The sequence below is a fragment of the Mycobacterium sp. FW102-FHT13B02 genome, from assembly GCF_058790275.1.
This window is the reverse complement of record NZ_JBYTCM010000006.1, coordinates 255,998-270,530: the sequence shown is the minus strand read 5'-3', so window position 1 is coordinate 270,530 and position 14,533 is coordinate 255,998. Positions and strand designations below refer to the sequence as shown.

Below are 14,533 nucleotides of genomic sequence, written 5' to 3'. Positions count from 1 at the left end.
ACGGCCCACGGCTGCAGGCAAATTGGACCTGGGCGCCGTCGGCACTCGACCGGGAACAGGTGACCCGGTTGAGCCGGCTGTGGTTCGAGGCGCTGTCCGGCATTTGTGCCCACGTCTGCGGCGGTGGGGGCGGACTCACGCCGTCCGACATTGCGCCGGCTCGCCTGAGCCAGCAGCAGCTCGACGAGTTGGCGCAGCATCACGGCGTTGCGGACGTGCTGCCGCTCACCCCCGTGCAAGAGGGCTTGCTCTTTCATGCCGCCACGGCGCAGGGCAGTGACGGCCTCTATGCCGGGCAGCTGGACATCGGGATCAGTGGGCAGCTCGACGTCGACCGGCTGCACGACGCGGTGCGTGCCGTGGTCGCCCGGCACCCGCATCTGGTGGCGAACTTCCACCCGCGGTTCGGCCAGCCCGTACAGGTCATCCCGTCCGATCCCGTAACCGCTTGGCGTTACCTGGAACTCGACGGCGAAGCCGGGCTCACAGACATCTGTGCCGCCGAGCGCGCCGCCGTGTGCGACCTCACCACCGGCCCGGTGTTCCGTGCCGCCCTGATCCGGGTCGCACCCGGTCGGTACCGGTTCGTGCTGACGAACCACCACATCGTGCTCGACGGCTGGTCGATGCCGATCCTCCTGGCGGAGATCTTCGCGGGCTATCACGGCCACCGGCTGCCCTCGGCGACGCCGTACCGCAACTACGTGAGCTGGCTGGTGGACCGGGACCACGACGCGGCGACAGCGGCCTGGGGCGAAGTGCTCCGCGGCATCGACACGCCCACGCTGGTCGGACCCACCGGCCGCACCGAGTCGGGGCCGCGGCGCGTCGAGACGGTGACGTTGCCCGCCGAACTCGCTACGGCGGTGCACGAATTGGCGCGCGCGCGGCACACCACGGTCAACACCGTGCTGCAGGCGGCGTACGCCCAGCTGCTGTGCTGGCTGACCGGCAGCCATGACGTGGTGTTCGGCACCACGGTCTCCGGCAGGCCCGCGGAGGTCTCGGGTGTCGAATCCATGGTCGGCCTGTTCATCAACACCGTGCCGGTCCGCGCCCACCTCACCGCGACGACGACAGCGGCCGAGCTGCTCGATCAGCTGCAGGGCGGCTACAACGCCACGCTGGACCACCAGCACTTGGCGCTCAATGAGATTCATCGCATCACCGGCCAGGACCAGCTGTTCGACACCCTGTTCGCGTTCGAGAACTACCCCGTCGACACCGCGGCGCTGTCGAGCGACGCCGAGCTGGCGATCACCGATGTCGCGACCCATGAATCCACGCACTATCCACTGACCGTGCAGGCGCAGCCGGGCCGTGAACTGACGATCCGCGCCGAGTACGACACCACGGTGTTCGGTGCGGCCGATATCGCGGCGATGATCGAGCGGCTGCAGACAGTGCTGGCCGCCATGACCACCGATCCGGGACGGCCACTGTCAGGGATCGATGCCCTCGAGCCCGGCGAGCAGATCACCGTGGATCAGTGGAGTGGCCGGGCCGCCCTGGCGGAATCCGTTGCCGGGGAAACGGTTCCGGGTCTTTTCGCCGGCCAGGTGACGCGGACGCCCGATGCGGTGGCGCTGACCTACCAGGCGTCGTCGTGGACCTATCGCGAACTGGACGAAGCCTCTGGCCGGTTGGCGCATGCGCTGGCAGCCGAGGGCGCCGGCCCGGGACGGGCTGTGGCGCTGGTGTTCCCGCGTTCGGCCGACGCCGTCATGGCGATTCTGGCGGTGCTCAAGACCGGGGCGGCGTACCTGCCGATCGATCCGGCGCTGCCCACGGAACGCATCGAGTTCATGCTCGCCGACGCGGCACCGGTGGCGGTGCTCACGACCTCGGACCTGGCCGGCGAGATATCGGGACTGGGCGTGCCGGTGCTGGACGTCGTGGACGTGGCCCACCGCCGAAATGGCTTCGCGACAGCACTTCTCGGGCCACACCCCGACGACATCGCCCACATCATCTACACGTCCGGCACCACCGGGCTGCCCAAGGGTGTCGCGGTCACCCACCGCAACGTGACACAGCTGTTCGCCGGCCTCGACATCGGGGTGCCGTTGGCGCCCGGGCAGGTCTGGACCCAGTTCCACTCCTACTCGTTCGACTTCTCGGTGTGGGAAATCTGGGCCGCGCTGCTGCACGGCGGGCGCCTGGTGGTGGTGCCCGATGCGGTGGTCCGCTCGGCAGATGAGTTCCACGCCTTGCTCGTTCGCGAGGGCGTCACGGTGCTGGCGCAGACGCCGTCCGCGGTGAGCGTGTTGTCGCCGGAGGGCCTGGAGTCGATGGCGCTGCTGATCGGCGCCGAGGCGTGCCCGCCGGAGTTGGTCGATCGATGGGCGCCGGGGCGCGTGATGCTCAACGTCTACGGCCCGACAGAGACGACCATGTGGGTGTCCAAGAGCACGCCGCTGGCAGTGGGTGCCGGTGCGCCACCGATCGGTTCGCCGGTCCCGGGTGCGGCGCTGTTCGTGCTCGACGACTGGCTGCGGCCTGTGCGGCCCGGTGCCATCGGCGAACTGTATGTGGCCGGCCGCGGCGTCGGGGTCGGCTACTGGGGCCGATCAGCCTTGACCGCAACACGTTTCATGGCGTGCCCGTTCGGTGCGCCGGGAACGCGGATGTACCGCACCGGTGACCTGGCGAGCTGGGGCCCTGACGGGCAGCTGCGCTACCTCGGGCGCGCCGACGAACAGGTCAAGATCCGCGGCCACCGCATCGAATTGGGTGAAGTGCGTTCGGCGCTGGCGACCGTCGACGGTGTCGAACAGGCTGTGGTGATCACCCGTGAGGACCAGACCGGCGGCAAGCGCCTGGTGGGATACGTCGTCGGGTCTGCGGATCCGGCCGAAGTGCGCGCGGCGCTGGCGCAGCGCCTGCCGGGCTACATGGTCCCGGCAGCGGTTGTGGGCCTCGACGAGCTGCCTGTCACCGTCAACGGCAAGCTCGATACCCGGGCGCTGCCGGAGCCGGAATACGTTGCCGGCGTGTACAGGGCACCGGGCAGCCTGACCGAGGAGATCCTGGCCGGCGTCTTCGCGCAGGTGCTCGGGGTCGAGCGGGTCGGTGTCGAGGACTCGTTCTTCGACCTCGGCGGCGACTCGCTGTCGACGATGCGACTGGTCGCGGCGATCAATTCCGCACTGGACGTAGACCTTCCGGTGCGCGCCGTGTTCGAGGCGCCCACCGTTGCCCAGCTGGCGCCGCGGATCGCCGCGGGCGAGCGTGGCCTGCGACCTCTGACCGTGGCGGAGCGTCCCGACGTGGTGCCGTTGTCATTCGCGCAGAACCGGTTGTGGCTTGTCGACCAGGTACAGGGACCCTCACCGGTCTACAACATGGCCACGGCCCTGCGACTGGTCGGGAGCCTGGACGTCGAGGCCCTCGGTGCGGCGCTGGCCGATGTGGTCGGTCGGCACGAGATCCTGCGCACGCTGCTCGTCGCACCGGACGGCATGCCGCAGCAGGTGGTGCTTCCCGTGGCACAAGCAGATTTCGGCTGGGACGTCATCGATGCGACCGGGTGGTCGGGGAGCCGACTGCAGGACGCCCTCGAAGTGGCCGCACGTGGCACATTCGACCTCGCCACCGATATCCCGCTGCGGGCGCGACTGTTCCGCGTCGCCGATGACGAGCATGTCCTGGTGGCCGTTGTGCACCACATTGCCGCAGACGGTTGGTCGCTGCGACCACTGGTCGCCGATCTGGGCGTGGCCTATGCCAATCGGTGTGCCGGTCAGGCGCCGGACTGGGCGCCGTTGCCGGTGCAGTACATCGACTACACGCTGTGGCAGCGCGCCCAATTCGGCCGGCTGGACGACAGTTCGAGCCGGGTGGCCGCTCAACTGGCGTACTGGGAGGACGCGCTGGCCGGGCTGCCCGAACGCGTGCAGCTGCCGACCGACCGGCCCTACCCGCTGGTCGCCGATATGGCCGGCGCGACCGTGCCCGTGCAGTGGCCGGCCGAGTTGCAGGAGCAGGTGGCCCGGCTGGCCCGCGAGCACAATGCGACGACCTTCATGGTGGTGCAGGCCGCGCTGCTGACGCTGCTCGCGAAAGTCAGTGCGAATGCCGATGTCGCCGTGGGCTTCCCGATTGCCGGACGACGCGATCCGGCGCTCGACGACCTGGTCGGCTTCTTCGTCAACACCTTGGTGCTGCGCGCCGACCTGACCGGTGATCCGTCGTTCGCCGAGCTGCTGAACCAGGTCCGGACCCGCAGCCTCGAGGCCTTCGAGCACCAGGACGTGCCGTTCGAGGTGCTGGTGGAACGGCTCAACCCCGCCCGTAGCCTCACCCACCACCCGCTGGTGCAGGTCATGCTGTCGTGGCAGAACTTCACCGGTCTGACCGATCCGGCTGCCGGTTCCGGGTTGAAGGGTGTTGAGGTCTCGTCCATCCCCCTGGGTACCCAGTCCGCCCGCATGGACCTGACATTCTCGCTGTCCGAACGCTGGACCGAGACAGGGCAATCCGCGGGCATCGGCGGCGAGGTCGAGTTCCGCACCGACGTGTTCGACGCCGAAACCGTTGCGGCCCTCATCAACCGGATGGAACTGCTGCTGACGGCGATGACTGCCGACCCGCAGCGGTCGCTGTCGTCGGTCAGTCTGGTCGATGACGCCGAGCAGACCCGCCTCGACGAGCTCGGCCACCGGGCGGTGTTGACCGGGCCCGTCGGTACCTGCGAGTCGCTGCCCGAATTGTTCGCCGCCCAGGTCGCTCGCACGCCGGATGCCGGGGCACTCACGTGGGCGGGCCGGACTCTGACGTACGCGGAACTGGATGCGGCGGCAAATCAGTTGGCACACCGCTTGATCGGCCATGGCGCGGGTCCGGGGCAGACGGTGGCCCTGCTGTTCCACCGGTCGGCCGAGGCCATCGTCTCGATCCTCGCGGTCCTCAAAACCGGCGCGGCGTACCTGCCGATCGACCCGGCGCTACCGGATGCGCGTGTCGACTTCATGCTCGGCGACGCCATGCCGGTCGCTGCCGTCAGCACCGGTGATCTGGTCGAGCGGTTGACCGGATTCGGCGGCCCGGTGCTCGATGTGGCCGGCACCGGCATCGAAAACCAGTCCACCACAACGCCTCCGGCGCCGCAGGCGGGCGACATCGCCTACCTGATCTACACCTCCGGTACGACTGGCGTGCCCAAGGGCGTGGCCATCACACACCGGAACGTCGTCGGACTGCTGGGACAACTGAAAGACCAACTGCCTACCGCACGCGTATGGAGCCAATGGCACTCACTGGCGTTCGACGTGTCGGTATGGGAAATCTTCGGGGCGCTGCTGCACGGCGGACGTCTGGTCGTGGTGTCCGAGACGGTGGCCCGATCGCCGGAGGAACTGCACGAGCTGCTGGTGGCCGAAGGCGTCACGATGCTGACGCAGACACCTTCTGCCGCACTGATGTTGTCGCCGGCGGGCCTGGAGTCGACGTCGCTGGTGGTGGCCGGTGAGGCGTGCCCGACTGAACTTGCCGACCGCTGGGCGACCGACACGATCGCGGCGGCCCGCGTCATGATCAATGCCTACGGCCCGACCGAGGCCACGATCTACGCGGCGGTGAGCGCACCACTGAAGTCGGGATCACCCGCCGTGCCGATCGGTACCCCGGCTTCGGGTGCGGCGGCATTCGTCCTGGACGAGCGGCTGCGGCCGGTGCCGCTCGGCGTGGTCGGTGAGCTGTACGTGGCGGGGTCGGGCGTTGCGGCGGGGTACGTGCGGCGCGGTGGACTGACCGCTGCGCGCTTCGTGGCGTGCCCGTTCGGCGCACCGGGACAACGCATGTACCGCACAGGCGACCTCGTCCGGTGGGGCGCCGATGGCCAGTTGCAGTACCTCGGCCGCGCTGACGAACAGGTCAAGATTCGCGGCTACCGCATCGAATTGGGCGATGTGCAAACGGCATTGGCCGGTCTGGACGGCGTCCGGGAGGCCGCGGTGATCGTGCGCGAGGACCGCCCCGGCGACAAGCGGCTGGTCGGCTACATCACCGGCACCGCGGACCCGGCCGCGGCCCGTACCGCGGTGGCCAAACACCTTCCGGCGTATATGGTTCCGGCTGCGGTGGTGGCTATCGAGACGCTGCCGCTGACGCCCAACGGCAAGTTGGACCGGCGCGCGTTGCCGGCGCCCACGTACGGCAGCGCCGACCAGTACCGGGCTCCGGCTACTCCGGTCGAGGAGACGCTGGCGGCGGTCTTCGCCGATGTGCTCGGGGTCGAACGGGTCGGCGTCGACGATTCGTTCTTCGAACTGGGCGGCGACAGCATCATGTCGATGCAGGTGGTGGCCCGGGCCCGGGCGGCAGGGCTGACGTGCCGCCCGCGTGACGTCTTCGTCGAGCAGACGGTGGCCCGGCTGGCCTTGGTGGTCGGAACCGTCAGTGACGCAACCGATGTCATCGACGAGGGCATCGGCCCGGTTACCGCCACCCCGATCATGCGGTGGCTGGCGAACGTGGACGGCCCGACGGGCCAGTTCAACCAGACCATGGTAGTGCAGGCCCCGGCGGGCGTCACCGAGGCCAGTGTGGCAATGCTGTTGCAGGCCTTGCTGGACCGGCACGCCATGCTGCGGCTCCAGGTCGACGGCGGGGCGAGCGAAGCGACGGGAAATGGGACCGAATGGTCGATGCAGGTGCCCGACGCGGGCGCCGTCGACGCCAGGGACCGCCTGCGTACCGTTGACGAACTGACCGAAGACGCGGTGCGCGCGGCACGTTCGCGGTTGAACCCGGCGGCCGGCGTGATGCTCAGCGCTCTGTGGGTGGCGCCCGCCCGCCAGCTGGTGCTGATCATCCACCACCTGGCCGTGGACGGCGTGTCCTGGCGAATCCTGTTGGAAGACTTGAACGTCGCGTGGTTGCAGTCCCGCGCGGGGCAGCCGGTCGAGCTACCCGCGAGCGGCACGTCGTTCCAGCGTTGGGCTCAGGTCCTTGCCGAGCACGCCGCAGCCCCCGAGGTCATCGCGCAGGCGGACATCTGGCGACAGGTGGCGGCGACGCCTGCGCTGTTGCCGGCCGTCCAGCCGGAGCGGGACACCTTCGCCACCGCCGGGCAGTTGTCGGTGACGCTCGATGACGTCGACACCGTGGAGACGCTGCTGCGGGAGGCGCCGGCGGCGTTCCATACCGGCATCAACGACGTCCTGCTGATCGGATTCGCCTTGGCGGTGGCCGAATTCACGGGCCGCGGTGGCGCGATCGGCATCGACGTGGAGGGCCACGGACGGCACGACGAAATCGCCGACAACATCGACTTGTCGCGCACCGTCGGCTGGTTCACCACCAAGTACCCCGTGGCCGTCACCACCGGTGAGCTGCCTTGGGCACTGGTGGCGTCCGGCGATGCGGCGCTGGGTGCGGTGATCAAGGACGTCAAGGAGCAACTGCGGGCGCTGCCCGAAGGGCTCACGTACGGTCTACTGCGCTACCTGAACGGCGACGTCGATCTCGAAACACCCGACCCGGCAATCGGATTCAACTATCTGGGGCGCCTCGGCGGTGGACCGGAATTGTCCGAGGAGCTGTGGCAGGTCAGCCGGGACGGCTCCGCCGCGGCCGAGACCACCGGGGTGGCGACCGCGGTGCCGATGCCGCTGATGCACACCGTCGAGCTCAACGCGGGCACTATCGACACCGACGCCGGTCCGCAGCTGCACGCCAACTGGACATGGGCCCGGTCAGCGCTCGACGGTGAGCAGGTCGAACGACTCAGCCGGTTGTGGTTCGAAGCGCTGACCGGCATCTGCGCACTGGTCCGGGCGGGCGGTGGCGGTCTGACCCCGTCGGATATCGCACCGGCCACGTTGAGCCAGAAGCAGATTGATGAGCTGCAGTGCCGGCAGCCGATCGCCGACATTCTGCCGGTGACCCCGCTGCAGCAGGGCCTGCTGTTCCACGCCGCGCAGTCCGAGGCCGACGCCGACCTGTATGCGGTGCAGCTGGATCTGACGCTGGCCGGCCCGCTCGACCCGGGCCGACTGCGCGACGCCGTGCAGATGGTGGCCGAGCGGCACCCGAATCTCGCGGCACGCTTCCACGCCGAACTCGGTGTGCAGGTCATCCCGACGACGCCGGAAATCTCCTGGCAGGTCGTCGATCTGACCGCGGTAGGCGGAACGGATGCCGAGGTCAAGCGCATCTGTGCGGCGGAACGCGCCGCGGTCTGCGAGCTGGCCGACCAACCGGCATTCCGGGTCACGTTGATCCGCATCGACGAACACCGGCACCGGCTGGTGCTGACCAACCACCACGTCGTGATGGATGGCTGGTCGCTGCCGATCCTGCTGCGGGAGATTTTCGCCGGCTATCACGGGTACCGGCTGCCCGCCGCCGTGCCGTACCGGCGCTTCGTCACGTGGCTGGCCGAGCGTGACCTCGATGGGGCGCGTGCCGCATGGTCCGAGGTGCTGTCCGGATTCGACACCCCGACCCTCGTCGCGCCCCGACCGGGCACCGGTGGCCGCGGCGTGAAGTCCGTTGGGCTGTCGGCGCAGACGACGCACGCCGTCGGCGAGCTGGCACGCTCGAGCCACACCACCGTCAATGTCGTGCTGCAGGCCGCCTATGCCCAGCTGCTCATGCAGCTGACCGGCCGGCACGACGTGGTGTTCGGGACCGCGGTGTCGGGTCGCCCGACCGACGTGGCCGGGGCGGACGAGATGGTGGGCCTGATGATCAACACTGTGCCGGTGCGGGCCACCGCGACCGCAGCGACCACTGCGACGGACCTGCTCGACCAGATGCAGAGTGCCCACAACCGGACCCTCGACCACCAGCACCTCGCATTGTCCGAGATGCACCGGATCACGGGCCAGGACAGGCTCTTCGACACGCTGTTCGCGTACGAGAACTATCCCTTGGGCGCCGCCGCATCAGGGGGCGTCGGGGAACTGACCATCACCGAGTTCAGCAGCCACGAGCAGAACCACTACCCGTTGACGGTGCAGGCCATGCCGGGCGAGGAACTGGGCCTGCGCGTCGAATACGACACCGATGTGTTCGACGCGGCAGCCATCGACGCGCTGGTCGGCCGGTTCGAGCGGGTGCTCGTGGCGATGACCGCCACCCCCGCCGCGCGCCTGTCGTCGCTGGATCTTCTTGCTGCCGAAGAGCACTCGCGGTTGGACCGGATGGGCAACCGGGCGGCCGTGGCCGGTTCTGTCGCACCGGCGTCGATCCCGGAGCTCTTCGCCGTCCAGGCCGACCGCACTCCGGGGGCCACCGCGCTGACCGGACCGGACGGCTCGCTGACCTATCGTGACCTCGACGCGGCCTCGAACCGGTTGGCGCGCCTGCTGATCGAGCACGGCGCCGCGCCAGGACACACGGTCGCACTCGTGTTCCCGCGGTCGGTCGAGGCGGTCGTGACGATCCTGGCAGTCCTCAAGACCGGTGCGGCCTACCTCCCGATCGATCCGGCACTGCCGGGCGAGCGGCTGGCGTTTGTGCTGTCCGACGCGGCGCCGACCGTCGCGGTCACCACAGCAGACCTCGCGGACCGGCTCGCCGGATTCGACGGCCCGGTCGTCGTCGACAACACGGGCGAAAACCAGCCCGCGACAAGACTTCCGCTGCCCGATCCCGACAGCGTCGCGTACCTGATCTACACCTCCGGGACCACCGGGATGCCCAAGGGCGTTGCGGTGGCGCACCGCAACGCCGCCCGGCAGTTCGGCGTTCCACTCGCGGGCCTGCCGGCCGATCCGGTGTGGACACAGTGCCACTCGTACGCGTTCGACTTCTCGGTGTGGGAAATCTGGGGTGCGCTGTTGCACGGCGGCCGGCTGGTGATCGTGCCGGAAGCGGTCACCGCCGCTCCGGTCGAGTTCCAGCGGCTACTCGTGGCCGAACACATCAACGTGCTCACGCAAACACCCTCTGCCGCGGGGGTTTTGACCCCTGAGGAGCTGGCGCCGCTGGCGTTGCTGGTCGGCGGCGAGGCCTGCCCGGCCGAGCTGGTCAACCGGTGGACGTCGTGCGGGCACACCATGATCAACGCCTACGGTCCCACCGAGACCACGGTCTATGCCGCGATGACCGACCCGCTCACGGTGGGACAAGGTTCGGTGCCCATCGGCGTACCGGTGCCCGGTACGGCACTGTTCGTGCTGGACGGCTGGTTGCGCCCCGTACCGGAGGGCGTCGTCGGTGAGCTGTACGTCGCGGGCGATGGCGTGAGCGTCGGCTATGCCGGCCGCCCGGGGCTGACCGCTGACCGGTTCGTGGCCTGCCCGCTGCGGGCAGCGGGGGAGCGGATGTACCGGACCGGGGACCTGGTGCGGTGGGACGCCGACGGTCGCCTGCATTACGTCGGCCGGGCCGACGAGCAGGTCAAGATTCGCGGCTTCCGCATCGAACTCGGTGAAGTACAAGCGGCTTTGGCGACGCTCGACGGCGTGGACCAGGCGGCCGTGATCGCGCGCGAGGACCGTACCGGCGACAAGCGTCTGGTCGGCTACCTCACCGGCACCGCCGATCCCGCGGAGCTACGCACCCGGTTGGCCGACGTGCTGCCCGCGCACGCCGTCCCGGCTGCCATCGTCGTCGTGCCGGAGCTGCCCATGACGGTCAACGGCAAGCTCGACGTCCGCGCCCTGCCCGCGCCCGAGTACCGGGCCGGCACCTACCGCGCCCCGGGCACAGCCACCGAAGCCGCACTGGCGGCGGTCTACGGCGCGGTTCTGGGGATCGAACGCGTCGGGGTCGACGAGTCGTTCTTCGACCTCGGCGGCGACAGCATCTCGGCGATGCGCCTTGTCGCTGCAGTCCGCGCGGAGCTCGGGACCGAGCTGTCGGTCTCGACCGTGTTCGAGGCGCCGACGGTGCAGGAGCTCAGTGTGCGCCTGACGACGGACGGCGCATCCGCGGTGCAGATCGCGCCGGTGCAGGTTCTCAAGACCGGTACGGGCGTCCCACTGTTCTGCCTGCATGCGGTCAGCGGCGTCAGTTGGCCGTACCAGGTGCTCGGCGGCTACGTCGACGGCCCGATCATCGGCATCCAGCAGGCCGAGCCGGATGCGCCGCAGTCCATCAACGAGATGGCTGCGACGTACGCCGACCGCATTCAGAGTGCACAGCCGTCGGGCTCGTACCGCCTCCTGGGCTGGTCGTTCGGTGGCGTGGTGGCGCATGCGGTCGCCGTCGAGTTGCAGCGGCGCGGGGCCGTCGTCGACCGGCTGGTGCTGCTCGACGCCGAGCCGAGCCTGCGCGTCGCCAATCAGGCCGTGGACAGGGATCAGCTGACCGGCATGCTCGACGACGGGCTGGCCGACCTGTTGGTGCGCAACTTCGACATCAACGTCGCGCTGCACCGCGGGCACGAGGCCGGGCAGTTCGACGGTGATGTCGTGGTGGTCGCGGCCGCCCGGGACGACGCCGAGCGCGGTGCCTTCCTGGACCAGAGCTGGCGCCCGCATGTGGCCGGCGACATCACGGTCCACACGGTGGCGTGTGGGCACCATGAGATGCTCACTGTCGAAGCGCTTGCCGCGTACGGCGGGCATCTGGGCGGTGAGGCACGGTGAAAGTTCGTTCGGGCAAGGGTGTGTTCGCCGGGGCCTTCGAGCTGCTGGCGCGGGTGGTGCTGCGCCGGCCGTGGGCGGTGATCGGCGCCTGGCTGCTACTCGTCGTGGCGTTGTCGGTAGCGGTCCCACCGCTGATGAAACTGGCCAGCGACCGTAACCAGGAACTGCTGCCGAGCAACTCGGCGGTGATGGCCGCGACGCGCGACATGACGGCGGCGTTCCACGAACCCGGAATCCAGAACATCGCGTTGGTGGTTCTCACCGACGAGAACGGCCTCACCAAAGCCGACGAAGACGTCTACCGCACCCTGGTCGACAGCCTGCACCGCGACACTGCCGACGTCGTGATGGTCCAGGACTTCATCTCCCAGCCGCCGATGCGAGAGGTGTTGGCCAGCAAGGACAACAAGGCCTGGTTCATCCCGGTCGGGATCCGCGGTGAGCTCGGGTCACCGGAATCCAGCGAGTCGTACAAGCGCGTCGTCGGCATCGTCGACCACACCGTCGGTCAAGACACCGCAGGCTCGACGCTCAAGTACTACATGACGGGCCTGACCGCGACCGTAGCCGAACGCGAACAACTCGGGTTGCGCGATCTCCGGGTCATCGAGACCGCCACCATCGGCATGGTGCTGCTGATTCTCTTTGTGGTGTACCGCAATATCGTCACCATCCTGGTGCCGCTGGCGACCATCACCGTGTCGCAGGCCGCTGCGACGCAGGGCGTGGCAGCCCTGGCGACGTGGGGACTGCCCATTTCGCAGCAGACCGTCGTCTTCATGAGCGCCATGATGATCGGCGCCGGCGTGGACTACGCCGTCTTCCTGATCAGCCGCTACCACGAATATCTGAGGCAGGGACTGGATTCCGACGACGCGGTGGCACGGGCGCTGACCGCCATCGGCAAGGTGATCGCGGCGTCCGCCGCCACCGTCGCGGTGACATTCCTGGGCATGAGTTTCACCAGCCTCAAGGTCTTTTCGACGACCGGCCCGGCGCTGGCCGTCACGATCGCGATCGCATTCCTGTCGTCGATCACACTGCTGCCGGCGATCCTGACGCTCGTCGGACGGCGCGGTTGGGCCAGGCCCCGGAAAGAATTGACCAGCCGCTTCTGGCACCGGTCCGGGATCAACATCGTCCGCCACCCGGTGCGACACCTGGTCGGCAGCCTGGTGGTGCTGATCGCCCTGGCGGCCGGGGTGGCCTGGCTGCACACCAGCTACGACGCCCGCACCGCGCTACCGGCGACGGCCGAGAGCAACATCGGCATGGCGGCCATCGAGCGGCATTTCCCCGCGAGTGTGACTGCCCCGCAATACCTCTTCATCCAGTCGCCGCACGATCTGCGGACGACGAAGGGTCTGGCCGACCTCGAGCAGATGGCGCAGCGCGTCGCGCAGTTGCCCGACATCGCGGCCGTCCGCGGCGTCACCCGGCCCACCGGTGCCCCGCTGGAACAGGCCACGCTGAGTTTCCAGGCCGGCGAGATCGGCGACAAACTCGCCGAGGCCACCAACAAGATCAACGGCAGCGTGGATCAGCGACAGGCCCTGGTCGGCGGGGCCGGCAAGCTCGCCGACAGCCTCGCGACCGTGCGTACCCAGCTGACCAAGACCATGGGGGTGATGGACAGCCTGAACAAGAGCATGGCGAGCATCAAAGACCAGCTGGAGAGCTCTCAGGAATTCCAGGACGCGCAGCGGCAGATGGACAGCGTGCGCAATTCCGGTGATGTGCCGAACATCCCGCCCCGGTCGGGCAGTCAGAACTTCCAGGACATGGTCGCGATGGCCGATGCCCTGCTGGAACAGCGGAAGAACAACCCCAACTGCGACACCGATCCCGACTGTGCGGGGCAGCGGGACCAGCTGCAACGGCTGTCGGACGGCCTGCACAAGATGCAGCCGTCGTTGGACGCGGCAGCCAAAGCCCTTCGCTCCCTTGGCGGCAACGGCAGCGGCAGCGGTAGCGGTAGCGCGGGCGGGATGAAGCAGAACATGGCCTCCTTGCAGGAGGGCGCCAACGCACTGGCCGAGGGCAGCCGGAAGATCGCCGAAGGGCTGCGTGTTCTGGACGACCAGACCAAGCAGCTCGGTGAAGGCCTGTCGCACGCCTCGGCGTTCCTGTTGGCGATGAAGTTGCACGCGTCCGAGCCGGGCTCGGCGGGCTTCTACATCTCGCCGGAAATCCTGGACAACGACAAATTCAAGGACCTGGCCCGGGTTTTCATGTCGCCGGACGGGCATTCGGCGCGGTACCTCGTCGAGTCCAAGCTCAACCCGTACGACACCAAGGCCATGGACCAGGTGAAGGCGATCCTCGCGGCAGCGCAAGGCGCGCAGGCCAATACGTCGCTGGCCGACGCCAAGATCGCGATGTCGGGCATGACTCCGTACTACGCGGAACTGCGCGACTACTTCAACAAAGACCTGCGGTACATCGTGCTGATGACCGTCGTTGTGGTCTTCCTGATCCTGGTGCTGTTGCTGCGGGCCGTCGTCGCACCGCTGTATCTCGTTGGCACCGTGATTCTTTCGTGCCTGTCGTCGCTCGGCATCGGCGTCATCGTGCTGCAGATCCTCGGCGGCCAGCCGATGGCGGCGAGCACACCGGGCATGGCGTTCATCGTGCTGGTGGCGGTGGGCGCGGACTACAACATGCTGCTGATCTCCCGGATCCGCGACGAGTCTCCACACGGCATCCGGTCCGGCGTCATCCGCACCGTCCGAAGCACCGGCAGTGTGATCACCTCTGCCGGAATGATTTTCGCCGCGCCGATGTTCGCCATGCTGTTCAGCAGCATCGGCTCCATGGTGCAGGGCGGGTTCATCATCGGCGTCGGCTTGCTGATCGACACCCTGATCGTCCGCACCGTCACGGTGCCGGCGCTCGCCGTGCTGGTCGGCAAGTACAACTGGTGGCCATCGAGGTACAAGAGCGGGTCGAGTCGGCGCCCGGCGCCCGCCGTGAGTACCGTGAACGCCTAG

The 14,533-nt window shown here is 68.7% G+C and carries 2 protein-coding genes (1 of these 2 only partly in view); both read left to right on the top strand.

Translation table 11 applies throughout. The features are described from left to right. Positions 1–11,543, top strand: partial view of a non-ribosomal peptide synthase/polyketide synthase gene (locus AC3WTE_RS13390; RefSeq protein WP_492438105.1) — the 3' end only. 19,585 nt of this gene lie to the left of the window's left edge; only the last 11,543 of its 31,128 coding nucleotides appear in the window; its start codon lies off the left edge, out of view; it ends in the stop codon at positions 11,541–11,543. Next, positions 11,540–14,533, top strand: coding sequence for an MMPL/RND family transporter (locus AC3WTE_RS13385; protein WP_492438103.1), 2,994 nt, complete (start codon positions 11,540–11,542; stop codon positions 14,531–14,533). Before AC3WTE_RS13390 ends, AC3WTE_RS13385 begins: the two co-directional genes overlap by 4 nt.